The sequence below is a fragment of the Streptomyces seoulensis genome (assembly GCF_022846655.1).
GTDB lineage: Bacteria > Actinomycetota > Actinomycetes > Streptomycetales > Streptomycetaceae > Streptomyces.
Genome location: NZ_AP025667.1, coordinates 206,440 through 230,267, shown reverse-complemented (window position 1 = coordinate 230,267; position 23,828 = coordinate 206,440). Strand labels below are relative to the sequence as shown.

General features: G+C 73.0%; 25 protein-coding genes, 2 tRNA genes and 1 other RNA gene. 17 read left to right on the top strand and 11 right to left on the bottom strand.

Translation table 11 applies throughout. The annotated features are described in order from the left end of the window. Positions 1–191 precede the first annotated feature (191 nt). The 4 genes from HEK131_RS01075 to ffs all read right to left on the bottom strand — a co-directional run bounded on the left by HEK131_RS01075 (position 192) and on the right by ffs (position 6,245). Complete coding sequence (locus HEK131_RS01075) at positions 192–1,958, bottom strand: hypothetical protein (protein WP_244333290.1); 1,767 nt, start codon at positions 1,956–1,958, stop codon at positions 192–194. A gap of 287 nt (positions 1,959–2,245) precedes the next feature. Continuing rightward, a complete protein-coding gene (gene purD, locus HEK131_RS01070) occupies positions 2,246–3,514 on the bottom strand; it encodes a phosphoribosylamine--glycine ligase (RefSeq protein WP_217462386.1) in 1,269 nt (422 codons plus the stop codon). A 230-nt stretch (positions 3,515–3,744) separates the two neighbouring features. Next, the gene (locus HEK131_RS01065) at positions 3,745–6,045 is read right to left on the bottom strand and encodes a DNA polymerase III subunit gamma and tau (RefSeq protein WP_244333288.1); all 2,301 of its coding nucleotides are present in this window, start codon (positions 6,043–6,045) and stop codon (positions 3,745–3,747) included. 103 nt (positions 6,046–6,148) lie between these two features. Continuing rightward, positions 6,149–6,245, bottom strand: an RNA gene (gene ffs / locus HEK131_RS01060) — signal recognition particle sRNA small type. A gap of 119 nt (positions 6,246–6,364) precedes the next feature. On the opposite strand from ffs, the gene HEK131_RS01055 reads away from it, so the two are divergent. Both HEK131_RS01055 and HEK131_RS01050 read left to right on the top strand, forming a co-directional pair. Further along, positions 6,365–6,452 (top strand) — tRNA-Ser (locus HEK131_RS01055). Positions 6,453–6,748: 296 nt separating this feature from the next. Further along, positions 6,749–7,105, top strand: a complete 357-nt coding sequence (locus tag HEK131_RS01050; protein ID WP_244333286.1) for a hypothetical protein — start codon at positions 6,749–6,751, stop codon at positions 7,103–7,105. Positions 7,106–7,161: 56 nt separating this feature from the next. On the opposite strand, the gene HEK131_RS01045 is transcribed toward HEK131_RS01050, so the two are convergent. The 4 genes from HEK131_RS01045 to HEK131_RS01030 form a co-directional block, all read right to left on the bottom strand. Then, a complete protein-coding gene (locus tag HEK131_RS01045; RefSeq protein WP_244333284.1) occupies positions 7,162–7,749 on the bottom strand; it encodes a poly-gamma-glutamate hydrolase family protein in 588 nt (195 codons plus the stop codon). A 5-nt stretch (positions 7,750–7,754) separates the two neighbouring features. Next, positions 7,755–9,425, bottom strand: a complete 1,671-nt coding sequence (locus tag HEK131_RS01040; RefSeq protein ID WP_244451921.1) for a copper resistance CopC family protein — start codon at positions 9,423–9,425, stop codon at positions 7,755–7,757. Between the two features lie 117 nt (positions 9,426–9,542). Then, complete coding sequence (locus HEK131_RS01035) at positions 9,543–10,163, bottom strand: GNAT family N-acetyltransferase (RefSeq protein WP_244333281.1); 621 nt, start codon at positions 10,161–10,163, stop codon at positions 9,543–9,545. After that, positions 10,156–12,333, bottom strand: a complete 2,178-nt coding sequence (locus HEK131_RS01030) for a penicillin acylase family protein (protein WP_244333280.1) — start codon at positions 12,331–12,333, stop codon at positions 10,156–10,158. Before HEK131_RS01030 ends, HEK131_RS01035 begins: the two co-directional genes overlap by 8 nt. 82 nt (positions 12,334–12,415) lie before the next feature. Between HEK131_RS01030 and HEK131_RS01025 the strand changes: the two genes are divergently transcribed. The 5 genes from HEK131_RS01025 (at position 12,416) to HEK131_RS30090 (ending at position 15,182) form a co-directional block, all read left to right on the top strand. After that, the gene (locus tag HEK131_RS01025) at positions 12,416–13,132 is read left to right on the top strand and encodes a siderophore-interacting protein (protein ID WP_244451920.1); all 717 of its coding nucleotides are present in this window, start codon (positions 12,416–12,418) and stop codon (positions 13,130–13,132) included. Between the two features lie 24 nt (positions 13,133–13,156). After that, on the top strand, positions 13,157–13,759 hold the full coding sequence (locus tag HEK131_RS01020) for an HhH-GPD-type base excision DNA repair protein (protein ID WP_217462379.1): 603 nt from the start codon (positions 13,157–13,159) through the stop codon (positions 13,757–13,759). A 177-nt stretch (positions 13,760–13,936) separates the two neighbouring features. Next, a complete protein-coding gene (locus HEK131_RS01015) occupies positions 13,937–14,554 on the top strand; it encodes an HdeD family acid-resistance protein (protein WP_374201444.1) in 618 nt (205 codons plus the stop codon). Between the two features lie 118 nt (positions 14,555–14,672). Further along, the gene (locus tag HEK131_RS01010; protein ID WP_244333278.1) at positions 14,673–14,996 is read left to right on the top strand and encodes a hypothetical protein; all 324 of its coding nucleotides are present in this window, start codon (positions 14,673–14,675) and stop codon (positions 14,994–14,996) included. Between the two features lie 54 nt (positions 14,997–15,050). Then, the gene (locus tag HEK131_RS30090; protein WP_279614237.1) at positions 15,051–15,182 is read left to right on the top strand and encodes a hypothetical protein; all 132 of its coding nucleotides are present in this window, start codon (positions 15,051–15,053) and stop codon (positions 15,180–15,182) included. An 18-nt stretch (positions 15,183–15,200) separates the two neighbouring features. Here HEK131_RS30090 and HEK131_RS01005 read toward each other — a convergent pair whose 3' ends face one another. Continuing rightward, positions 15,201–16,772 carry a helicase HerA-like domain-containing protein gene (locus HEK131_RS01005; RefSeq protein WP_244333276.1) on the bottom strand — a complete coding sequence of 524 codons (1,572 nt, stop codon included), beginning with the start codon at positions 16,770–16,772 and terminating at the stop codon, positions 15,201–15,203. A 130-nt stretch (positions 16,773–16,902) separates the two neighbouring features. Between HEK131_RS01005 and HEK131_RS01000 the strand changes: the two genes are divergently transcribed. Then, on the top strand, positions 16,903–17,199 hold the full coding sequence (locus HEK131_RS01000; protein WP_003986294.1) for a type II toxin-antitoxin system VapB family antitoxin: 297 nt from the start codon (positions 16,903–16,905) through the stop codon (positions 17,197–17,199). A 119-nt stretch (positions 17,200–17,318) separates the two neighbouring features. Beyond that, the gene (locus tag HEK131_RS00995) at positions 17,319–17,960 is read left to right on the top strand and encodes a LytR C-terminal domain-containing protein (RefSeq protein ID WP_244333275.1); all 642 of its coding nucleotides are present in this window, start codon (positions 17,319–17,321) and stop codon (positions 17,958–17,960) included. Between the two features lie 36 nt (positions 17,961–17,996). Here HEK131_RS00995 and upp read toward each other — a convergent pair whose 3' ends face one another. Further along, positions 17,997–18,632 (bottom strand): uracil phosphoribosyltransferase, encoded by a 636-nt coding sequence (gene upp / locus HEK131_RS00990; RefSeq protein ID WP_161146440.1) that lies wholly within the window; start codon positions 18,630–18,632, stop codon positions 17,997–17,999. A gap of 105 nt (positions 18,633–18,737) precedes the next feature. Here upp and HEK131_RS00985 point away from each other — a divergent pair, with 105 nt between their 5' ends. The 8 genes from HEK131_RS00985 to HEK131_RS00950 all read left to right on the top strand — a co-directional run bounded on the left by HEK131_RS00985 (position 18,738) and on the right by HEK131_RS00950 (position 23,484). Then, positions 18,738–18,953, top strand: coding sequence for a hypothetical protein (locus tag HEK131_RS00985; RefSeq protein WP_432215687.1), 216 nt, complete (start codon positions 18,738–18,740; stop codon positions 18,951–18,953). A 354-nt stretch (positions 18,954–19,307) separates the two neighbouring features. Next, positions 19,308–19,841 carry a hypothetical protein gene (locus tag HEK131_RS00980; RefSeq protein WP_244451918.1) on the top strand — a complete coding sequence of 178 codons (534 nt, stop codon included), beginning with the start codon at positions 19,308–19,310 and terminating at the stop codon, positions 19,839–19,841. 59 nt (positions 19,842–19,900) lie between these two features. Next, positions 19,901–20,332: a tRNA adenosine(34) deaminase TadA gene (tadA, locus tag HEK131_RS00975; RefSeq protein WP_244451917.1), complete on the top strand. Its 432-nt coding sequence runs from the start codon at positions 19,901–19,903 to the stop codon at positions 20,330–20,332. Between the two features lie 92 nt (positions 20,333–20,424). After that, positions 20,425–20,509 (top strand) — tRNA-Ser (locus tag HEK131_RS00970). 162 nt (positions 20,510–20,671) lie between these two features. After that, the gene (locus HEK131_RS00965) at positions 20,672–20,851 is read left to right on the top strand and encodes a hypothetical protein (RefSeq protein WP_161146439.1); all 180 of its coding nucleotides are present in this window, start codon (positions 20,672–20,674) and stop codon (positions 20,849–20,851) included. 29 nt (positions 20,852–20,880) lie between these two features. Continuing rightward, positions 20,881–21,174 carry a Dabb family protein gene (locus HEK131_RS00960; RefSeq protein WP_217462375.1) on the top strand — a complete coding sequence of 98 codons (294 nt, stop codon included), beginning with the start codon at positions 20,881–20,883 and terminating at the stop codon, positions 21,172–21,174. 185 nt (positions 21,175–21,359) lie between these two features. Further along, the gene (locus HEK131_RS00955; RefSeq protein ID WP_202494712.1) at positions 21,360–22,211 is read left to right on the top strand and encodes an RNA polymerase sigma factor SigF; all 852 of its coding nucleotides are present in this window, start codon (positions 21,360–21,362) and stop codon (positions 22,209–22,211) included. Positions 22,212–22,524: 313 nt separating this feature from the next. Then, positions 22,525–23,484, top strand: a complete 960-nt coding sequence (locus HEK131_RS00950) for an RNA polymerase sigma factor SigF (RefSeq protein ID WP_217462374.1) — start codon at positions 22,525–22,527, stop codon at positions 23,482–23,484. A 143-nt stretch (positions 23,485–23,627) separates the two neighbouring features. Here the strand turns inward: HEK131_RS00950 and HEK131_RS00945 are convergent, their stop codons facing one another. Next, a complete protein-coding gene (locus HEK131_RS00945; protein WP_161150299.1) occupies positions 23,628–23,822 on the bottom strand; it encodes a hypothetical protein in 195 nt (64 codons plus the stop codon). Positions 23,823–23,828 lie beyond the last annotated feature (6 nt).

Here is a 23,828-nt window from a genome sequence, read left to right as displayed (position 1 = left end):
CGCCGGATCGCTCGGCCGTGCGGGCGTGTGTCGTATGCCCGTGCCATGTGCGTGCCGGTCCCAGCACATCACATAACGCACGACTCCGGTCACTGTTCGTTGCGAATTGGCCTGAAGTGGAAGACCCTGCTCCGTTACACCGGGGCACGGGTGGGACCCCTGGCGTCCGGTGGCCACTCGTGGGGGTGGCCTCAGATCAGCCGGACCGGCTTCTCCGGTCGTATCCCGGCCTCCGCCAGCCAGGCGCGCAGCGGGCCCGGATCGCCCTCCTCGATCAGGCTGAGCACCTTCGGCGCGAGATCGACGGCGCGCTCGCCGTCCAGCAGCAGGGTGGGGCCGTCCAGCCAGTCCAGGCCGGGGGCGGCTCCGGCGGTGTCGACGGCGGCGCAGCAGATCATCGCGGTGATGTGCGCGGCGAGCAGTTCCCGTCCCGTGCGCGGCGGTTGCAGCGGGAACAGCGGCAGGTCGCCGTCCTCCCACAGCGCGCTGTCCGGGCCCTGCGCCCGCGCGCCCTGCGGCGCGGCCCCCTCCTCACGGGCCAGCGCGGCGCTGAGCCCGGCCGCGAGGAGCGCGCTGCGCTCGGTGGCGGGATCGGGGTCCGGATCGTGGTCCGGGTCGGCGCTGTCCAGGGGTGGGGCGGGGGCCGGGACCGTGGGGACGGGCTCGGCGCTGTGGTCGGTGAGGTGGTCCAGGACGCGGGCCAGGGTGGGTCCGCCGGGGTCGGGGGTGGCGGGGTCGAGGCTGGGGCTGACGCCCAGGGAGTCCAGGACCCGGTGCAGCCGGGCCGCCTCCGCGCGCCAGGTGCGGTCCACGACCTCCTCGGGGTACGCCTGCCAGTCCACCGGCGCCCAGCGGGGGCCCGGCTCGGCGGGGCCGCCGTGGAAGAGGCGGGCGGTGAGCAGCGACACGGCCTCGTCCACCGCGCCGGGCTCCTCCAGCAGATCGCACGCGGGACGCTCGCCGAGCCGGGCGGCGAAACCGTCGGCCAGCCGGTCGCGCCGGGACAGCTCGGTCAGCGCGGCGGCCACGCCGACGTCCAGCCGGGAGGGCCAGCGGCCCATCCGCCAGGCGGGCAGCGCCACCTTGGTCAGCAGCCGGTCCCAGCCCGCGTACGCCAGCCCGACCTGCTCCTGGGCGGCGATCCGGGGGCCGTAGTCCACCGACCTGGCGCGCTCGGCGGCGGCCGTGGCGACCCCGCGCTCCATCAGCGCGGCATGCTCCCGGCAGCCGCGCAGCAGCAGCCGGGCCAATCGGCCGAGAGCCGCGTACACGCCCCGGGTCAGCGGGCCGCGGCCCGGCGCGTCGGCGACGGCCACCGCGGCGTCGAGCCCGCGTACGAAGCGGCGGGCGGCGGCTATGTCCGGCTCCGCGGACGGTCCCGTACCGGCGACGACCGGCGCGAGCACCGCGCGCAGCTCCGCGACCCGCATCCACCACAGGAACGGCGACCCGATGACGAGCACCGGCGCCGGGACGGCGATCCGCCTCTCGGGGCGGCCGCCGGGTACCACCGGCTCGTCGTGGGAGCGCGTGATGGGCGGGGCGTGGGCCGGGTGTGTGAGGTCCTCCAGCCAACTGTCGCAGTCCGGGGTGAGCGCTATCGCGGAAGGTGCGGGCACGTCGAGGCGCTCGGCCAGGTCGCGCACCATGCGGTACAGGTCGGGGGCGGACCGCTCCGACACCGGGACCGTGGGGCTCGCGGCGGGGCGCGCGCGGGCCACGACCAGGGCCATGCCGGCGGCCGCCAGCAGCACCAGCACGGCGAGGACGCCGACCGCCCAGCGGGCCGCGTCCCATCCCTGACCGGTGAACTGGCCCGTGGCACCCCCGGTCAGCAGGATCACCTCGGCGGCCGCGGGCAGCAGCGCCACGGCCAGCGCCCGGCTGCGCACGCGCAGCACTGCCAGCGCGCGCGAACGCGCGGCCCTCACGCCGAGCTCTCCACCGTCTCCGGTCATGCGCGACGCTCACCCCCTCCCTGCCGATCGCGTGCTGTCCTGGCGGTGCCCACTCCCCCACTGTGGCACCCGTCACTGACATCGCAATGCCGGTGGGCCAAGTGCCGGACCGCTTGCGCCGCACCATAGTTGGGGCCCCGGCCCCCGTCAGCCGGATGGCGCATTGCTCACTCGATGGAATGGCCTTGGTCAGAGCTGGGTGACAGACGGCAAAGGCCAGGCCCCGGATTTCGGGGTCCGGGGCCTGGGGTGGATCGGGGGTGCCTTCGCGTGGCTAGCAGGGGTCGCTACACCGCGCCGGCCCTGGCTCCCTCGGCCGCCTTCGCCGCGATGTCCGTGCGGTGGTGGGAGCCGTCGAGGCCGATGCGGGCGACCGCGCGGTACGCCCGCTCGCGGGCCTCGGCCAGGTCCTCGCCGGTGGCCGTGACGGACAGCACGCGGCCGCCCGCGCTGACGGTGGCGTCGCCGTCCCGCTTCGTCCCGGCGTGCAGGACGTAGGCGTCGGGGGCGTCCTGCCCGGCCACCTCGTCCAGGCCCGTGATCGGGTCGCCGGTGCGCGGGGTGCCGGGGTAGTTGTGCGAGGCGACGACCACGGTGACGGCCGCGTCCTCGCTCCAGCGCAGCGGCTCCAGGTCGGCGAGGGTGCCGTTGGCGGAGGCGAGCAGGAGGGAGGCCAGCGGGGTCTTCAGCCGGGCCAGCACGACCTGGGTCTCGGGGTCGCCGAAACGGGCGTTGAACTCGATCACCCGCACACCGCGCGAGGTCATGGCGAGCCCGGCGTACAGCAGCCCGGAGAACGGGGTGCCGCGCCTGCGCAGCTCGTCCACGGTCGGCTGGAGCACGGTGCGCAGCACGTCGTCCACCAGCTCCGGGTCGGCCCAGGGCAGCGGGGAGTACGCGCCCATGCCACCGGTGTTGGGGCCCTCGTCGCCGTCCAGCGCGCGCTTGAAGTCCTGCGCGGGCTGGAGGGGTACGACGGTCACGCCGTCGGTGACGGCGAAGAGCGAGACCTCGGGGCCGTCGAGGAACTCCTCGATCACGACCCGCTCGCACGCGGCCGCGTGCGCCTTGGCCTCCGCGACGTCGGAGGTGACGACGACGCCCTTGCCCGCGGCGAGCCCGTCGTCCTTGACGACGTACGGCGCCCCGAAGGCGGCGAGCGCCTCGGCGACCTCCTCGGCGGTGGTGCAGACGTACGAGCGCGCGGTGGGCACCCCGGCCGTGGCCATGACGTCCTTGGCGAACGCCTTGGACCCCTCCAGCACGGCGGCCTCGCGGGACGGACCGAACACCGGGAAGCCCGCCTCCCGCACGGCATCGGCCACCCCGGCGACCAGCGGGGCCTCCGGGCCGATGACCACGAGGCCGGCCTCCAGCTCCCCGGCGAGCGCGGCGACGGCCTTGCCGTCGAGCGCGTCGACCTGGTGCTGCTGGGCCACCTCGGAGATGCCCGCGTTGCCGGGGGCGCAGTGCAGTTCGGTGACGTCGGGGTCGAGGGACAGAGAGCGGCACAGGGCGTGTTCGCGGGCGCCGCCGCCGATGACGAGGACCTTCACGGGGTCAGCCTATCGGTCGGGTCACCGAAGACCGGGGGGTGGGGAAGTTGGAGGTTCCTACGAGGGGAGGCTCGCGCCTGGGCGGGGGCGCCGCGTGAGGCGGGGCCTGAGGTTCGTGGGCGGGGTGCCGGGGCGGTCGGGGTCGGCCGCGCTCCTGATGGGGGTGCACCCGACCGTCGGCCGATGTGGGTGCACTCGGCCGTCGGCCCGCTCACTCGCCCGAGGCGGCCTCAGTGCTCGTGGGAGATCTCGTCGACCACCGTGGCGCCCAGTTCGCGCACGATCAGGTCGCGGCCGGAGAGGGCGGACTCGTCGAGGTCGGGATCGTCGTCCGCGGGGATGTCGTCCTCGGGGGAGACGGGGGACGGCGGCTCGGGAGCCGGGGGTCTGGGGGCGGGGGCCGACCGGTCCTGGGACTGGGGGCCGCCCTGGGAGGGGGAGCTCGGCTGGGAGGCCGTGGGGCCGGGGCTCGCCGCGGGGGCGCCGTAGCCGCCGGTGCTCGCGTGGGCGCCGCCGCCCCCGCCTCCGCCGAAGCTCGGGGTGCCGCCGGAGGGCGGGAGTGCGGAGCCGCCGCCGGAGGGGTCGATGACCGCCTCGATCCTCCACTGCACGTTGAACTGCTCGGCCAGCGCCTGGCGCAGCACGTCCTCGCTGCCGCTGGCGGAGAAGTTGTCACGGGCACCCGCGCTGGCGAAGCCGAGCTGGAGGGTGGTGCCGTCGAAGCCGGTCACCTGGGCGTTCTGGCTGAGCAGGATCCAGGTGAAGCGGCGGCGGTTCTTGACGGCCTCCAGGATGTTCGGCCACAGCATGCGGGGGTCGAGGGCGCCGGAGGGGGCGGGGGCGGCCGGAGCGGGGGCCGAGGGCTGGGACTGCTGACTCTGGCTCGGGGCAGAGGCAGGGGCCGGGGCCTGAGGTCGGCTCGGCGGGGCCTGCTGGGCCTGCGGCTGCTGCTGGCCGCCCGCCGGAGCGGCGGTGGGCCAGGCACCGGAACGCCGGCCGCCACCGGCGGGCGTGGCGGTGGGCCAGGCGCCGGGGGCGGGGGCGGCTTCCTGTGCGGGAGCAGGAGTTGGCGCGGGAGCCGGAGTCGGAGTCGGAGTCGGCGCGGGGGCCGGAGTCGGTGCCGGGGGCTGCGGGGCGACGGGCCCCGGACCCGCGTTGGCCGTACCCGCGTTGCCCGTACCCGCGTGGGACGGACCCGCGTTGGCCGGCCCGCCGGGATTCCGTACGGCCGCGCGAGCGGCGGCGGGGCCGCCGCCGGGCGGTACGGCGGGCCCGTCCCCCATGGCGGGTGCGGCGGCCGGAGCGGCGCCGGGGTGGGCCTCGGGAGCGGGGACGTACTGCATGGCGGGAGCGGCGGCGCCCGCGGAGAAGTTCACCCCGCGCTCGATGCGGTCGAGGCGGGCCATGACGGAGCGCTCGTCGCCGTACGCGGCGGGCAGCATCACGCGCGCGCAGATGAGTTCGAGCTGGAGGCGGGGCGAGTTGGCGCCGCGCATCTCGGTGAGGCCCTGGTTGACGAGGTCGGCGGCGCGGCTCAGCTCGGCGGCGCCGAAGATCTCGGCCTGGGCCTGCATGCGCTCGATGACGTCGGCGGGGGCGTCGATGAGGCCCTTCTCGGCGGCGTCGGGCACGGCGGCGAGGATCACCAGGTCACGCAGCCGCTCCAGCAGGTCGGCGACGAAGCGGCGGGGGTCGTTGCCGCCCTCGATGACATGGTCCACGACCTCGAAGGCGGCGGCGCCGTCACCGGTGGCGAAGGCCTCGACGACGGAGTCGAGGAGGGAGCCGTCGGTGTAGCCGAGGAGGGAGGTGGCCATGGGGTACGTCACACCGTCCGCACCGGCACCGGCGAGGAGCTGGTCCATGACGGACATGGAGTCACGCACGGAACCCTGGCCCGCGCGCACGACCAGCGGCAGCACGCCCTCCGCGACCGGGATGTCCTCCTTCTGGCACACCTCGCCCAGGTACTCCCTGAGGGTGCCGGGCGGGACGAGCCGGAAGGGGTAGTGGTGCGTACGCGACCGGATGGTCCCGATGACCTTCTCGGGCTCGGTGGTGGCGAAGATGAACTTGAGGTGCTCCGGGGGCTCCTCGACGACCTTCAGCAGCGCGTTGAAGCCGGCCGACGTGACCATGTGGGCCTCGTCGATGATGTAGATCTTGTACCGGCTGCCCGCGGGCCCGAAGAACGCCTTCTCGCGCAGCTCACGGGCGTCGTCCACACCACCGTGGGAGGCGGCGTCGATCTCGATGACGTCGATCGAGCCCGGCCCGTTGCGCGCGAGGTCCTGGCACGACTGGCACTCGCCGCAGGGGGTGGGGGTGGGACCCTGCTCACAGTTCAGACAGCGGGCCAGGATGCGGGCGCTGGTCGTCTTGCCGCAGCCGCGAGGACCACTGAACAGGTACGCGTGATTGACCCGGTTGTTCCGCAGCGCCTGCTGCAGCGGGTCGGTTACGTGCTCCTGCCCGATGACCTCGGCGAAGGTCTCGGGGCGGTAGCGGCGGTACAAGGCGAGAGACGACACGCATACGAGGTTATAGGGGAGCACGGACAACAGGCCGCGCGGCGGAAGCGGGCCCGAGCCCGGTGCAGGTCACAGGCGGGTCCCCGGCCCCCGCCCCCGGAAAAACAAGGGCCCCCCACGCACCTGCCAGAGCCGACCTACCCTTGCTGCCTTCCGGCCCTGGGGGAGTTCAGTCAGATAGCACCGCGTGGGGGGCTGCGGAAAGAGTACCCGATCCGGACCTCCGCGAGATACCTCGCTCGAACCGGTGAGGAGCACCCGTCCGAGCTCGGGGAACGAGGTTCGCGAGCACTCCCCGCGGTCATGTAATGTTTGCCCCGGAGGATTCGCCTAGTGGCCTAGGGCGCACGCTTGGAAAGCGTGTTGGGGGCAACCCCTCACGAGTTCGAATCTCGTATCCTCCGCCAGTGCCTCACCGGGCACTAACGTCGAAGGGCCCCGCTGCTTGCAGCGGGGCCCTTCGACGTTCTGGGGGGCCGGGCGGGAGATCCGTGAAGTCTCGGATCAGCCTGAACGACGGTGGCAGCGTCGGCTGTTGGAGCGCACGCTCCCTCCACGGCCGGCCGCGTGGGCCGTGGCCCGAAAAGTGTTGGCACGGTCGGCGGCTCCGGCTGTAGCTTGCCCGCCATGACAGACGAGCAAAGGGGCAATGCCGCGTAGGCGCCCGTCAGCCCTGCGGGGCGAGCAACGAGGTCGTCGGGATGTGCGGCGGCGGTTTCCGCTCATCGATCGGCTTTCCGGCTCCTGCACGGCCGATCTGCGGCGGCTGGAGCGGGAGCGGGGCTGGACCGAGGCCACGGAAGCGGCGTTCTGGCACTGGACGGTACTGGCCCACGGGCCGCTCCGGCAGCTCGCGGACGCGCTGGAGAAGTCTGACTGCGGCATCCGCGAATGCGGTTGCTACGACGTCGGCTTCCGTGAGCATCTGGATGCCGTACTCCACGCTCTCCCGAAACGGAGCGCTCGGGAGCTACGGGCCGTCGTGCGGCCTCTCGACGAGAAGATGATCGCCAGGGCCGCCGTCCAGTTCTCCGGGAGCGGGCTGATGCCCGGTTCGTAGCGGGTGTCTCGTCAGGTACTCCTCCGCCTCCGCCCGCGTCAGGGCGCCCCGGCAGATCACCAAGCGCCGCCCCTCTCCAGCAACACCCCCACCCCCTCCACGATCCCCTCCACGACCTCCTCCGGCGGGATCTCCGGGTCGGTCGGAGCAGGGTGGGTCGTGCGGGCCAGGACCGGGAGTTCCAGTTGGACTCCGCCGAGTCGGGTCTGGTTGACCGGGTTCTCGGGGTGCAGGCCGCGCAGCGGCGGGGGGATGTCGGCGAGAGAGGTGACCGGGGTGAAGGCCGAGTCGGCCAGGGCGGCTGCCAGGACGCGGGCCGCCGGGCGGTTCGAGCCGCCTACGTAGATGGTGCGGGGGGTCGTCCGGCGGTTGTGGCCGTGGAGGGAGATCGTCAGGGTCGCGTGGGACAGGAAGGTCCGCAGCGGGGCGCAGGCCGACATGCGGATGGACGGGATGTGGGCCGGGGGGCCCGTCGGCTGGGTGAAGGTGAGGAGGGTGGCTCCTGTGCGGGCCGCCACCTCCGTCGCCAGTTCCGCCGTGCCGCCCTCCACGCCGCCGTGCAGGGCCAGGAGGCCGACGGGGGCGCCCAGGGTCAGCGTGGTCAGGAAGTCCGTGCCCTCGATCCGCACGACGTCGGTCCGCATACGGCTCAGCGTGCCACCCGTACCGTGCGCGAGACCGTCACCTGGTCCAGGTCCGACACCCGTACCGTCACCTTCATCGTCCACGTGCCGGGGATCGGCAGGTCGAAGGAGTTCGTGGCCCAGTAGCCGCCGCGGTCGGTGAGCCCGGTGTCCAGGGGGCCCAGGCGCTGGGCCGGGAGCGTCATGGTGATGCGGAGTTCGGGGACGGCCGCCAGGGCGCCGTTCGCGCCGTAGACCACCGCCTGGACGGAGTTCGGGCCCACGCGGCCGGGGTCGAAGGTGATCTGGACCTTGCCGTGGCCGCTGTCGCCCACCGCGAACGGGACCGTCGTGACCGAGGCGGCCGGGATGCCCGTCTCCGCAGTCGCCGCCTCTTCTGCCGCCCGGCCCGGCAGGGTGCTGGTCAGCAGGGTCGTCAGGACCAGGACCACCACACCGACCGCCGCCTCCGCCAGGACCGAGCGGCGCAGGTGGCGGAAGGGGAGTGGTGCGTCGGCCACCGCGGGTGCGGGGAGCGCCGGGCCGCCCGCCGGCTCCAGGATCTTCGCCGCCGGCACCGCCAGCCGCGCCGTCCACCGGCGGGACCACGCCGCCGCCGCCAGCAGCAGCCCCACCGCCGCCAGCTTCGCCAGCAGCACGCGGCCGTACGTCGTCTCCGTGAGCGCCTGCCAGGTGCCCAGGCCACGCCAGGACTGGTAGACGCCGGTCACCACCAGGACGATCACCGAGGTGAGGGCGAGGCGGGAGAAGCGGGTGATCACCTGCGGGGGCACCGTGGAGCGCAGGGTCAGCAGCAGGGCCGCGAGACCGCCCAGCCAGGCAGCCGTCGCCAGCAGGTGGAGGGTGGTGGAGGCGATGGCCAGCGGGACCTGGATGCCGGCGGAGGCGTGTTCGGCTGCCGACCAGGTCAGGGCGAGGGCCAGGGCCAGGGTCGCGCCGGCGGTCAGGGCGGCCGGGCGCGGCACGGCCCCGCCCCAGCGGCGCAGGCACACCGCGCAGACCGCCGCCACCAGCAGCAACGCCAGCCGTGCGAGCAGGAGTTCACCGGGCCGGGTGGTCAGGGTGCGGCCCAGGGACGCGAACGTCGGTGCGGTGCCCTCCTCGTACGGGCCGCGCAGCAGGAGCAGGGCGAGCGTCGAGCCGAGCAGGGTGGCGCCGCCCGCGAGGAACAGCGGGCGCAGGGGCGCGCGGCGGGGCGGCCGGCAGTACGCGAGGAACGCGGCCGCGCCCAGCAGCACGGTCGCGGCGAGGTACGCGAGGTAGCGGGCGATGTTGTAGAGGCTGGTGGTGGTCCGGTTCTCCGTCTGGCCGGGCGCGGTGGCCGTCGTGACCGTGCGCTCGCCCACCGAGAAGGTGAGCGCGCCGGAGACGGGGTGGCTGTCGGCGGACACCACGCGCCACGCCACCACGTACGTGCCCTTCGCCAGCCGCGCCGGAAGCGGCACACGGACCGTGTCCGACCGGCCGGGGGCGTGGTCGGCCTGGCCGGTGCTCAGGCGGTGGTTCTCGGGGTCGTAGACGCGGAACGAGTCGGTGAGCAGGCCCACCGACTCGGTGTACGTCAGGGTCAGCGTGCGCGGGGCCCGCTGGAGGATCGTTCCGTCTTCCGGGTCGGTCGTGCGCAGGGCCGCGTGCGCGGAGGCGGGGGACGCGCTGCCGAGGACGAGCAGGACCATGCTCACGGTGGCCAACAGCACGCGCCTGAGCACTCGTTCACGGTCGCGCACGTCGCCCAGCCTCCGTCTTCGGAACACACTCGTCCCCCGCAGTTACGGATGTTCGCGGCCGCGCGCTCAAACCGTACCGGTGGCCTCCGGGAAGGCGGTCTCGCGGGTGAGGAAGGCGAGCCGGGCGTGCTTCTCGGGCAGGTACACGTCCGGCAGGTCGATCTCGGGGAGGACGACCTCGGGGCCGGGGGCGAAACCCTGGCGCTCGAAGCGGGCGACGGCCTTGGTGTTGCGCACGTCCGGGTCGACCACGATCCGGCTGTTGCCCAGCACCAGCAGGACGTACTGGGCCATCGCGGTCAGCAGGGCGGAGGTCCAGCCGGGGCGGTGTCCGCCGGGGGCGGCGGGGGCGAGCAGGAGGTGGACGCCCATGTCGCCGGGGCGGACCTCGTAGCACTCGCCGACGCGGTCGGCCGCGGGGTCGTACGTCTGGAGGAGGGCGGCCGGTTCGCCGTCCTTGGTGACGAGGAGGGCGTGGTGGGTGTCGAGGGTGGCCATGTGGGTGTAGATCTCGCCGACCTGGGCTTCCGTGAGGCCGGTCATGCCCCAGAAGACGGCTCGTTCCTCGCTGACCCAGGCGTGGACCACCGGGGTGTCCGTCTCCGGGTCCAAGGGGCGGATGCGGACGGTGCCGTAGTCGGGGATGTGCTGTTCGTGGGCGGGGAGTCGGGTCATGGCGTCAGACATGTGTTTCCTCGGAGATCTCGGAGTGTTCGAGCGTGAGCCGGGTCCAGTCGGTGACCACCGGGGCGAGTTCTCCCGCGAGCCACAGGGGGAGTTGGTCGCGATGGTGGCGGCTGCCGGGTACGCCGTCCGCGCCGAAGGGGACGATCCAGCGGCTGTCGGCGCGGTCGGCGAGGTCCCAGACGTAGCGGGCGGCGGGGCCTCGGGCGGCCAGGTCGGTGATGCCGGGGACCGCGGTCGTGCAGTTCACGCAGTCGTGGTCGCCGGCCAAGCCCGGTTCCGCGTACGGGCCTTCGGGGAGCGCCCGCCAGGGGGCCACTCGGTGGGAGTCGGACCAGGGGCCGGCGGGGGGCGCGGCCGCGGTCTCCTCCAGGGCCGCGCGTACGGTCTCGCGGCGGTCGATCCCGTACAACTCCTGTGCCTTGAGCAGGTGTTCGAGGGCGAAGCCGATGCGGGCCGTGAGGGACATCCAGGGGAGGAGGACCTCGGGATAGGCGGGGGGTTCGGTGAGGGCGGCGAAGGCGGGGTGGGCGGCGAGGCGGCGTACGACCGCCGTGCGCAGGGCCGCGTACGTCGCCGCCCCGGTGCTGTCGGCGTCCATGTGGCGGTCCCAGGAGAGCAGGCTCTCGCGGAGGCGGGTCGCTTCGGGGGTGAGGGCGTCGAGTCCGGCGAGGTGGTCCAGGAGGGGGGCGGCGGAGGCCAGGTGGGTGTCGGTGTGGATGGCGGGGAGGTCGGCGGCGGACCAGGTGGGGCGCTGTCCGAGGAGGGTGCGGATGCGCTCGGCCCGGTGCGGTGGGGCGAACTCGACGCCCAGGGGGGTGGCGGGACCGCGCTGGTTCGCCATCACGGCCACGCCGTTCTCCAGGGTGGCGTACGGGGGTGTGTGCCAGCCCTGCCATTCGTGGCCCGCCTCCCAGGCGGGGGCCAGGCGGAGGCTGTTGGTGCGGGAGCGGAGGGGGACGCGGCCGGCGATCCGGTGGAGGACGGCGCCCTCGGTGTCGGCGGCCTGCACGACGTTGACCGGCTCGGCCCACGCGTCCAGGGCCCGGTCCACGTCGGCGACGGTGCGGGCTCTCAGGAGGGGGAGCAGGGCGCTGAAGCCGAGGTCTTCCGTGACGCGGGGCGGGTAGCGCAGGGCGACGGCTGTGGCGGGTTCGCCGTACGGCTCCGGAAACGATGCGTCGCCAGGATCGGCCCCCGGCCCACGCACCCCCGCGGAAGACGTCTCCGCGCCCTCCAGGCCCCCAAGACCCTCCGGGCCGCCCGCTATCACCGGCCCCCGTTCCGTCTCGATCACCTCGATCTCCACGGCCGCCTCCCCCGCGACCTCCACCACCTCCACATGGCGGGCGGCCCGGTGCCAGCCGCCGTCCGGGGACAGGGCCTCGACCCCCGCGCCCGTCCGCCGGAGGCGTTCGCGGTAGAGGTCCTGGTAGTCGGCCATGGCGTTGGTGATGGCCCAGGCGACCGTGCCCGTGTGGGCGAAGTGGGCGATGCCCGGGACGCCGGGGACGGCGAGGCCGGTGACGTCGAACTCGGGGCAGGAGAGGCGGATCTGCTGGTAGACGCCGGGCTCCTCCAGGAAGCGGTGCGGGTCGCCGGCGATCAGGGGCAGGCCGGTGGTGGTGCGGGCGCCGGAGAGGAGCCAGCCGTTGCTGCCCGCGGTGCCGGGGCCGTCCGTGGCGAACAGCCCGACCGCCTCCGGACCCAGGTGCCGTATCGCCTCCTCGCGCCACAGCTTGGCCGGGAACCCGGCGAACAGGATGTGCGTGCCGAGCCAGACACCGAGCGGGGTCCACGGCTCCCAGCGGCCGGGGGCGAGCCCCACCCGCGCGAACTCCGGTGTACGCGCGGCCCCTTCGGGCAGGCCCGCGTTGACGCCGTCGGCGTAGGCGCGGACCCAGTCCGCCGTCTCCGGGTCCCGCCTCTCCAGCGCGGCGAAGCAGCGCCTCGCGGTGTCGTCCAGGCGGGCGCGGCGGACGAGCACGTCCCAGGACAGGGCGGAGGCACCGAGGAAGGACGCCGAGGTGCCCCGGGCGCGATGCCGTTCGACCTCCACCTGCCAGGCGCGGTCGATCGCGGTCACCCGCCCCTGCGCACGGGCGAGTTCACGGGCACTGGTGGCGCGCAGATGGGGGATGCCCCAGGCGTCGCGGTAGGTCTCGGTGGTCACCCTGGAGCACCCTTTCCTTTTAGGTTAGCCTTGCCTAACTTCATAACAGGTGAGGGAATCGTACGCGAGGGGCGGAGAGACGATGGGCCGGGGCTGGGAAGGCGCGGTGCTCAAGCTGCTGCGGGCGAAGGACTTCACGTTCACGGTGACCGGCACCGAGGACGTCACCCCGGACTACCGGCGGCTATGGATGACCGACGGCGGGCTGCTCGCGGCGACCGGGGTGCACCCCACGATGTGGGTCCGCCTGTGGTTCTCCGACGACGGCCGCCCCCACCAGCGCGCGTACACCGTCGTCGACCCCGATCCCGCGACCGGCACCTTCGCCCTGGAGTTCGCCCTGCACGAGGGGTGCGCCTCGGACTGGGCCCGCGCGGCCGGGAAGGGCGACACCGTCGAGGCGACCGTGCAGGGCACCGGCTTCCAGCGCCCCGAACCCGACCCCTCGCACGTCCTCGTGGTCGGTGACACCGCCTCACTGCCCGCGATCAACTCCCTTCTCACGGAACTGGGTTCGGCCCCCGCGACCGTCTGGTTCGAGGGCACCCTCGACGGACTCCCCTCGGGCGCCGACCCGGAGCGGCACGAGATCCGCGAGGTACCGCGCCGGGAGGCGGGCCGGCACCTCGTCGAGCGGGTCCGGGCCGAGCTGCCCGGCGTCCTGTCCGGCACCGAGCACCCGTACGTGTGGATCGCCTGCGACACGGCGACGACCCGCGCCCTCGGCTCGTACGTCCGCAAGGAGCTGAACGTGCCCAAGGCGCGTGTGCACGCGCTGGGGTACTGGCGGGCGGACTGAGTCCCCGCACGGGATCATGGACGCATGGACGTCACCCTGCACCTCGCCCAGGACCCCGACGCGGACGCACTGCTCGGCCGCAGCCCGCTCGCCGCGCTCACCGGGATGCTGCTGGACCAGCAGATCCCGATGGAGTGGGCGTTCAAGGGCCCGGAGACGATCGCGCGCCGCATGGGCACCGACGACCTGGACGCGCACGACATCGCCGCCCGCGACCCGGAGGAGTTCGCGGCCCTGCTCTCCGAGAAGCCGGCCGTGCACCGCTATCCGGGGTCGATGGCCAAGCGGGTGCAGACCATGTGCCAGTACCTGGTCGAGCACTACGACGGTGACGCCGAGGCGGTCTGGCGGGACGCCGGCAGCGGGCCCGAGCTGCTGAAGCGGCTGGAGGCGCTGCCGGGGTTCGGCAAGCAGAAGGCGCAGATCTTCCTCGCCCTGCTCGGCAAGCAGCTCGGCGTGGCACCCGAAGGGTGGCGGGAGGCCGCCGGGGCGTACGGCGAGGCGAAGTCGTACCGCTCCGTCGCCGACATCACCGGCCCGGAGTCGCTGGCCAAGGTGCGGGCGCACAAGCAGGAGATGAAGGCGGCCGCGAAGGCCGCGAAGGCCGCCCCGCCGAAGAAGGGGTAACCGCCGGCCGGGTGCCCCCGAGTGGCGGAATGTCCTCTTTCGGTCCAAGCATGGAACATGACCGAGCCACCCACCGGCGGCCCCACGCAGGGCCACCCGTACGACCCGAACGCCGGCGCGGGCCAGGCCCAGCCCGGCGCACCCGAGGCAGGCCGGGGCGGCCCCGAGCCGCTCCGCATGGAGAAGGACCGCGAGCGCGCCGCAGGCGAGCACCACGAGCCGGACTCGCAGCTCGAGGGCCCCCTGCACGCACTCTCCAAGGCGGCCTGGCAGGTCGTCCTGCTCACCGGCATCGCCTCACTCATCCTGGGCATCCTGGTGCTGATCTGGCCGGGGGTCACGCTGCTCGCGGTAGGCGTGCTGTTCGGCCTCTACCTCCTGGTCAGCGGTGTCTTCCAGTTGGTCTCCGCCTTCGGCACGCACAAGAAGACCTCGCTGCGGGTGCTGGCCTTCCTCAGCGGCGGTCTGTCGATCCTGCTGGGCCTGCTCTGCTTCCGGGGGCCGATGCAGTCGATCCTGCTGCTCGCCCTGTGGATCGGCATCGGCTGGCTGATCCGGGGTGTCACCCAGACCATGGCCGCCATCTCCGACAAGGACATGCCCGCCCGCGGCTGGCACATCTTCCTCGGCATCGTCACCTTCATCGCCGGCATCGTCCTGATCGACTCCCCCTTCGAGTCGGTGGCCGTGCTGACACTGGTCGGCGGCTGGTGGCTGATCGTCGTCGGCATCGTCGAGATCATCACCGCCATCCGGATCAAGAGCCGGGCCAAGGAGATCCCGCAGACGGTCTGACTCCCCACCCGCCCCTCGCTCCCCCTGGTCGTCAACCTCCCGCCGCTCCCGTACGCCGAGCGGGCGGATCTGGGCGGCCAAAGGCGGAGCGGGGGCTTCCGGTGGGGAGATGACCTGCGTGAGCACCGCACGTCCTCGCGTCTCGCGCGTCCGGCTCTGGTACCGGGCGCTCGTGCTGCTGCTCGCCCTGTCGGTGCCCGGCGGTCATGTGGCGGTGGCCCAGGCGGGACCGGTGTCGGTCTCGGTCCAGGAGTGCGAGCACGACGTGCCGGCCACCCCGGCCCGCTCCGGGGCACGCGCCCCGCACCGCGCCGAGGTCCCCGACCGCACCGCTCCCTTCCCCGGCCCGGCCCCCGCCCCACCCGGCGCGAAGGCGGGCCCGGAGCGGACGCGGCCCCCGTCCACCGCACCCCTGCTGCGCACGGTCGTCCTGCGCTGCTGACGGAGCCGAGCAGTCGGCACAGCTCTGTCAGTTCCGAGCAGGAGGACCACACTCATGCCCATCGACCCTTACGCGGTCCTGCGCGCGCTGCTGCGCGCGGAGGCCAGGCGCAACGCGCCGCACCGGCCCGACGGTGAAGCAGCCCAGCGGCAGCGGCAGCGGCCGCCGAAGGAGGAGCGCCGCTGACGCGATGGCGGGGGCGGGTCACCGCCTCCGCCGGGCCGTACCGAAGAGGGAACGGGTGATCTCCCGGCCGAGCTGACTGCCGATCGAGCGGGCCAGCGACCTGAACATGCCGCTGCCGACGACCTGTTCCACCAGCGAGGGGTCTTCGGCCGGGGCCTTCTCCCGCTTCCGGGCGGGTTCGGCGGGGGGCTGCGGGGCCGCCGCTGCCGCCGCCAGCCTCTCGTACGCCGACTCTCGGTCCACAGCCTGTGCATAACGTCCGTGGAGCGGCGAATCCCGTACCGCCCCGTCCAGCTCGCCCGCGTCCACCGGACCCATCAGGGACTCCGGCGCTCGCAGCCGGGTGGCGGCGACGGGGGTCGGGGCGCCGTCCTCGCTGAGCACGGTGATCACCGCCTCGCCGGTACCGAGGCCGGTGAGGAGTTCCTCCAGGTCGTACGGGGAGTCGGGGAAGGTCTTCACGGTCGCCTTCAGCGCCTTCTGGTCGTCCGGGGTGAAGGCGCGCAGGGCGTGCTGGACGCGGTTGCCGAGCTGGCCGAGGACGTCGGAGGGCACGTCCTTCGGGGTCTGGGTCACGAAGAAGACGCCGACCCCCTTGGACCGGATCAGCCGCACGGTCTGGGTGATGGCGTCCAGGAACGCGTCGGAGGCGTCGTGGAAGAGCAGATGCGCCTCGTCGAAGAAGAACACCAGCCTCGGCTTGTCCACGTCGCCCACCTCGGGCAGGTCGTGGAAGAGGTCGGCCAGCAGCCACATCAGGAACGTGGAGAACAGTCGCGGCTTGTCCTGCACCGCGGGCAGCTCCAGCACGGACACCACGCCCCGCCCGTCCGGCGCGAGGCGCAGCAGGTCGGCGGTGTCGAACTCGGGCTCGCCGAAGAAGTCCGCCATGCCCTGCGCCTCGAACGCGGTCAGCGAACGGAGGATCACCCCGGCGGTGGCGGTGGACAGCCCGCCGATGCCCTTCAGTTCGGGCTTGCCCTCGTCGGAGGTGAGGAAGGCGACGACCGCGCGCAGGTCCTTGAGGTCGATCAGCTCCAGGCCCTTGGTGTCGGCGTAGTGGAAGACCAGTCCGAGGGACTGCTCCTGAGTGCGGTTCAGCCCCAGCACCTTGGACAGCAGCACCGGCCCGAAGCTGGTGACCGTGGCCCGCACCGGGATGCCGTGGCCGATCCCGCCGAGCGCCAGGAACTCCACCGGGAACCCCCGCGCCGACCAGCTCTGCCCGGTCTCGGCGGCCCGGGTGCTCACCCGCTCCCCGCCCTGGCCCGGCCGCGCGATGCCGGACAGGTCGCCCTTGACGTCCGCGAGGAACACCGGGACGCCCTGGGCGGAGAGCTGTTCGGCGATCAGTTGGAGCGTCTTGGTCTTCCCGGTGCCGGTGGCGCCCGCGACCAGCCCGTGCCGGTTGAGCATCGGCAGCGGCACCCGCACCTGCGCGTCCGGGCGGCACACCCCGTCCCACAGCAGCGCGCCGAGGTCGAGCGCGGGGCCGGTGAAGGCGTACCCGGCGGCGATCTCGCGGGCCGGGGCGGGCAGTTGCGGCGGGCCGGAGCCGTCGGCGGCGGGCGTGGTCGCGCTGTCGGTCATCTCAAGGCCCCTGTCCCGGTGACCACCACTGCCGGTAGTCCCCGTAATGCCCGCTTTGCCGTGTCATTTTCAGCGTCGCACTCCGCCGCCATGGCTGCGCCCGGAACGTCTGGCCCGGTAGGCTTTCCGTGTGATCTTCAAGCGCATCGGAAACGGCCGGCCGTACCCCGACCACGGCCGGGAGAGCACCCGGCAGTGGGCGGACGTCGCGCCGCGCCCGGTCCGCCTCGATCAGCTCGTGACCACCAAGCAGCAGCTCGACCTGGAGACGCTGCTCGCCGAGGACTCCACGTTCTACGGCGACCTCTTCGCCCATGTCGTGAAGTGGCAGGGCGACCTCTATCTGGAGGACGGACTGCACCGCGCGGTCCGCGCCGCACTCCAGCAGCGCCAGGTGCTGCACGCGCGCGTCCTCGAACTGGGCTGAGCCGTTCCGCGCGCCCGACTGACCCGTACGGCCCGCCGGTTACCCCTTTCGGGTTCCGCTAGGCCGGATGGACTGATCATCTAATAGGCATCGCGGCCCCGGCGCACTACGCTGCGCTCATGAGCATGCTGACTCCCCCCGGCATGGGCGGCAAATACCGGATCACAGGGGACACCTACCCTCGGATGCGCCCGCCCCGGCGACGCGGCAGGCTCGTCGCCGCCGTCGTGGCCTCCGTGGCCGCGCTGGGCGTCGCCGGCTGGGGCACGCTGCAGCTCATCGACGTCTTCACCGGCGGCGACGGCTCGGTGTCCGGCCACGCGGCGGACTGCCGCACCAAGGTCGCCAAGGCGGCTCCGGTCAAGGCCCTGCCCAAGCCCGGCACCATCACCGTGAACGTCTACAACGCCACCACGCGCTCCGGGCTCGCCAAGCAGACGGCGGACGAGCTGAAGAAGCGCGGCTTCAAGATCGGCGACGTGGGCAACGCCGACAAGCAGTTCGACAAGAAGGTCAAGGGCACCGGGATGCTCATCGGTCCCGCGTCCGCGCTCGACAGCACGCTGCCGGTGCTGAGCACCCAGCTCACCGACGCCGAGCGCCGCACCGACGCCGCCCGCAAGGGCGCCGCCCTGGACCTGGTCATCGGGGACGGGTTCAAGACCCTCACCCAGCGGCCGGCGGCCGACAGCGCGGTGACCAAGCTGACCGCGCCCGAGCAGGTCGCGGCGGTCACGACCGCCAAGAAGAAGACCTGCTGAACCGGGGCCGCCCGTCGGGCGGCCCCGTCCACGTCACTACTCGGCGGCGCCGTACAGGCGGTCGCCAGCGTCGCCCAGGCCGGGGACGATGTAGCCCTGCTCGTTCAGGCGCTCGTCCACCGCGGCCGTGACCACGGTGACCGGGGTGCCCGCGAGATCGCGCTCCAGGACCTCGACGCCCTCCGGGGAGGCCAGCAGCACCACGGCGGTCACGTCGTCGGCGCCGCGGGCGATCAGCTCGCGGATGGCCGCGACCAGGGTGCCGCCCGTGGCCAGCATCGGGTCCAGGACGTACACCTGGCGGCCGGAGAGGTCGTCCGGCATACGGGAGGCGTAGGTCTCCGCCTGGAGCGTCTCCTCGTTGCGGATCATGCCCAGGAAGCCCACCTCGGCGGTCGGCAGCAGGCGGACCATGCCGTCCAGCATGCCGAGACCGGCGCGCAGGATCGGCACCACCAGCGGGCGCGGGCGGGCGAGCTTGACGCCGGTCGTCCGCGCGACCGGAGTCTGGACGTCGACGGCCTCGGTGCGCACGTCACGCGTGGCCTCGTAGGCGAGCAGGGTGACCAGCTCGTCGGCGAGACGGCGGAAGGTCGCGGAGTCGGTGCGCTGGTCGCGCAGCGTGGTGAGCTTGTGAGCGACCAGAGGGTGGTCGACGACGTGGAGACGCATGTCTTCAACAGTAACCGTGCCCGCCCCGTGCCTCGTGTCGGCATCAAACCGCCCGTCCGGGGGAATGCGGTGGAGACCGACCTGGGTGGTGAGACCGTGACTGACCTGCCAGACCTGCCGGAGAACGGCCGGGCGACGATCGGGGAGCTCGGGCCCTTCAGGCTCCCGCGACCCGAGACGGACGCCGAACGCAGGCGCAGGCGGGCCCAGTTCCTCCGCGACCTGGCCGAGGCCCGGCAACTGCGCGACCGGGTCCAGCCGCGCCGCGCCAAGGCGGCCCGGCTGCGCCACGCCATGCGCATGCGAACGTTCCGCTGGTAGCCCCCGCCGTCGTACGGTCCTGTCAGCAAGCACCGGGGAAAGCTCCCGGCGAGGATGATCGGCGCCCGTCCCGCGGCCGCGGAGACGGGCGTGCGTGGGCGCCCGCGTCGCCGCGTACGATCCGCAGGTGGCGGCGGCGGGTGTGCTGGTGAGCCCTTCACGGACCCACGGTCGGCCGTTTGACGGCGGACGACCGAAACAGCCGGACACAGGGAGCCGAAGACGTCCCCTGAGCGACTTGTTTCTGCCACGATTCCCAGTGGGCGGACCCCGGAGCGCATCAGCTCCCTCCCGCCCGGACCTCCGCCGGGGGGACCCCCAACCGGCACGCCTATGACCAGTGGGAGAGTCACGGTGTACTTCGCCGCACTGCTCGCGCGCACCGAAGACGGGTGGAAAGCGAGCGACACGGAGCTCGACGATGTGGAGACCCTGTCCGATCTGGCCGACCTCGCCCGCGAGGCGTCGCCGGAGGAGGACACGGTGCTCGTCCTGATCGAGCAGGAGGACTCCTGGTTCGGGGTCGTCCGCGTGGACGGGGAGGAGGACCCCCGTATCTACGTCTCCGACGCGGCCGCGGCCGCCCGGAGCGCCTACGGGGAGCTGCTGCTCACCGATGAGCTGCTGGGCCGCGAGCCCGGCGCCGACGACGGGCCGGACCTGGACTCCCTGGACCTCGACGGCACGGAGGACGGCGAGTCCGACGAGGACGACGGCGAGGAGTCCTCGGACGCCGACGCCGTCCCGCACAGCCCGGTCGGCGACCGCCTGATCCTCGGCGATCTCGGCATCGGCGAGAGGGCGCTGCGTGCCCTGGACGCCGATGACGCCCTGGGCACGATCGCCGAGGCGCTGGGCGCCTCGGAGGTACTGGAGACCGTCCGCTGACCGCTCCGCACGAGACCCGAGGAACCGTGGACCCGGTGCGTGACCCCTGGCGTCCCGCGATGCGGCTCGCCCTGGCCGAGGCCGGGCGGGCCGCGCTCGGCGGCGACGTACCCGTGGGCGCCGTCGTGCTCGGCCCGGACGGCACCACGGTGCTGGGCACCGGGCACAACGAGCGCGAGGCCACCGGCGATCCGACCGCGCACGCCGAGGTGCTGGCGCTGCGCCGGGCCGCATCCGCGCTCGGCGAGTGGCGGCTGACCGGCTGCACGCTCGTGGTGACGCTGGAGCCGTGCACGATGTGCGCGGGCGCGCTGGTCCAGTCCCGCGTCGAGCGGGTGGTCTACGGCGCCCGCGACGACAAGGCGGGCGCGGCCGGCTCGCTCTGGGACGTCGTACGCGACCGGCGGCTCAACCACCGGCCTGAGGTCGTCGAGGGCGTGCTCGCCGAGGAGTGCGCCCGGCCGCTGACCGAGTTCTTCCGGGGCCGCTGAGAAGGCCCCCCGAAGGCCCCTGTCAGGGTCACCGGAAGGGCCGTCGGCCATCGATTTCTGCCGATGGGGCACCTTGCTGTAAGGTCTCCCTCGGTAGCGTGTCCGAGCGGCCGAAGGAGCTCGCCTCGAAAGCGAGTGTGGCGCAAGTCACCGAGGGTTCAAATCCCTCCGCTACCGCTTCAGAAGGGCCCCGTCCACGGACGGGGCCCTTCGTGCGTCCCGACCCCGGCCGCCCCAAGTACCGATCACACGCGCCCTGTTGGGTGCACCGAGGCCCGTGACGGCTACACTCACCGCCGCAGGCAGGTCCGTGGGGCACAGGAGACAGGGGAGGCCGCGGTGGCGGTGAACGCCAAGAAGATCGTCGTGTTCGCGCTCGTCGGCTTCGCCATGTATGTGATCATCACGGACCCGGCCAAGGCCGCCGACTACGTCCAGATAGCCTTCGAGGGCATATCGGACGCCGCCGGGGCCATCGGGGACTTCATGACCTGGGTCGTCGACGGCGGGAAGAGCTGACCCGGCCGAAAGAGCAAGAGGTACGTCGCATGATCCGGCACCTGGTCCTGTTCAAGCTCGACGAGGGTGTCGAGCGCGACGACCCGCGCGTCCAAGCGGGCGTCGAGGCGTTCCGCGCCCTCGGCGGGCAGATCGAGGAGCTGCGCTCCTGGGAGTGCGGCTGGAACGTCACCGACCGCCCCATCGCCTACGACTTCGCCATCAACTCCTCCGTCGAGGACGCCGGCGCCCTCCAGCGCTATCTGGACCACCCCGCCCATCAGGCGGGCGTCGCCCTGTGGCGCCAGTTCGCCACGTGGGTGATCGCGGACTACGAGTTCTGAGCCCGGACCACGGTCCGGACCGCGAGCCCTCCGCCTCCACGGCGGGGGGCTTTTCGCATGCCTCGATCCATCCATTGGCGTCGTTTGAGGCCCAACACGGCGTTATGCGGTGCTTGCACACAGTGCACATGTCTTGTGATGCTATGACCGCTTTTGACGGATGATTGACCGATGAAGAGGTGGCGTTGACCGTGTCGGCCAGTACTGCGCCGCCCCAGGCGGAGGCGCCCGCGACCCTCCCAGAACCCTCCGCCACACCCCCTCCCGAGAAGCGCCGGGGCGCCGACACCCGCGCCCTGACCCAGGTGCTCTTCGGCGAGCTGAAGAACCTGACGCCGGGCACGCCGGAGCACAACCGCGTACGCGGAGCGCTCATCGAGGCCAACCTCCCGCTGGTGCGCTACGCCGCCGCCCGCTTCCGCTCCCGCAACGAGCCGATGGAGGACGTGGTCCAGGTCGGCACCATCGGGCTGATCAACGCCATCGACCGCTTCGACCCCGACCGGGGCGTGCAGTTCCCGACCTTCGCCATGCCGACCGTGGTCGGCGAGATCAAGCGGTACTTCCGGGACAACGTCCGCACCGTGCACGTACCGCGCCGGCTGCACGAGCTGTGGGTGCAGGTGAACGGGGCCACCGAGGACCTCACCACCGCGCTCGGCAGATCCCCGTCCACCGCCGAGATCGCCGAGCGCCTGAGGATCAGCGAGGAGGAGGTGCTGTCCTGCATCGAGGCCGGACGCTCGTACCACGCCACCTCCCTGGAGGCCGCCCAGGAGGGCGACGGGCTGCCCGGACTGCTGGACCGGATCGGGTACGAGGACCCGGCGCTGGACGGCGTGGAACACCGCGACCTGGTCCGGCACCTGCTCGTCCAGCTCCCCGAGCGCGAGCAGCGCATCCTCCTGCTCCGCTACTACAGCAACCTGACCCAGTCGCAGATCAGCGCCGAACTCGGTGTCTCCCAGATGCATGTGTCCCGGCTGCTCGCCCGGAGCTTCCAGAGGCTCCGGTCCGCCAACCGGATCGAGGCATGACCGGCGCACGGGAGCACGGAACGGAAAAGAGCAGGTAGCGCCCGTTCGCATGCGGGATCGAATGATCACCGCCAGGAGCGAATCACGCCGCGCGGTCGGTGTCGGCAATTGTGCGCCGAAAGCCCGTCAGACCCCGTTCTGCCAGGGCTTCTTGGCGTCTCACGTGTCGACATGTCACTACAGCGCGTTGCCGACATGTGACATTCTGCGGGAAGCGCGTTTGCCGAGGCTTCGGCTCCGGTATTCAGGTGAAGGCCGCGCTGTCCGATCAGGGCAGTGCGCCGCGACCGTCCCGCGACCCAAAGGGGGTGGCATGTCCGCAGAACAGGGCAGCTCGAAGGTGCTCACGAAGACCGTGGCAGCGCCGCAGAAGCTCGACGCTCTCGACGTCATCGACGGCTTCGAGGGCGCTCAGGCCCTCGACGCCACGCCCGCCCCCGCCGCCCCGGCACCGGCGCCCGACACGGCTCCGGCCGCCGAGGACACCGCGCAACTGCCGGTGCTCTCCGGGGAGATCGACACCCGCACACTCTCCCGCTCCCTGTTCCTGCGGCTCGCCGCGCTCGGCGAGGACAGCCCCGAGCGGGGCTACGTCCGGGACACCCTGATCGAGCTGAACCTCCCGCTCGTGCGGTACGCGGCGGCCCGGTTCCGCTCGCGCAACGAGCCGATGGAGGACATCGTCCAGGTCGGCACGATCGGCCTGATCAAGGCGATCGACCGCTTCGACTGCGAACGGGGCGTGGAGTTCCCGACCTTCGCCATGCCGACGGTCGTGGGCGAGATCAAGCGCTTCTTCCGCGACACCTCGTGGTCGGTGCGGGTGCCGCGCCGGCTCCAGGAGCTGCGGCTGGCGCTGACCAAGGCCAGCGACGAGCTGTCCCAGCGCCTGGACCGCTCCCCGACCGTGCCGGAGCTCGCGGCCGCGCTCGGGGTCTCCGAGGAGGACGTGGTCGACGGTCTGGCGGTGGGCAACGCCTACACCGCCTCCTCGCTGGACTCCCCGGCCCCCGAGGACGACGGCGGCGAGGGCTCGCTGGCCGACCGCCTCGGCTACGAGGACACGGCGCTCGAGGGCGTGGAGTACCGGGAGTCGCTCAAGCCACTGCTGGCCAAGCTGCCGCCGCGGGAGCGCCGGATCATCATGCTGCGCTTCTTCGCCAACATGACCCAGTCGCAGATCGGCGAGGAGGTCGGCATCTCGCAGATGCACGTCTCCCGGCTGCTGACCCGCACGCTGTCCCAGCTCCGGGAAGGTCTCGTCTCGGACTGACCGGCGGCAGGCCCGCCCGGCCCGTGTCGCGCGCTTCGGCGCGGACGCGGGCCGCGGGCATGCGGGGAGCCGTACGGCTCCCGTGAGCGGCGGGCGTGTTCAGGTACCGCCCGCCGGATGGGGCTCCGGGACGGAGCCGGGGGTCACTTCAGCGCGAGCCAGGCGACAGCGGCGACGACCGCCACGGCCACGATGACGCCGATGATCAGGCCGACTCGGGGACCGGAGGAAGCGGCCTCCTGCTGGCGAACCGGGGGAGTCTCGTCGACGAACGCGCGGAACATCTGGGTGCTGCCTGCGGGGTCGTAATTGCCCTGTGGGCCCTGGGTGTTAGCCATGAGCCG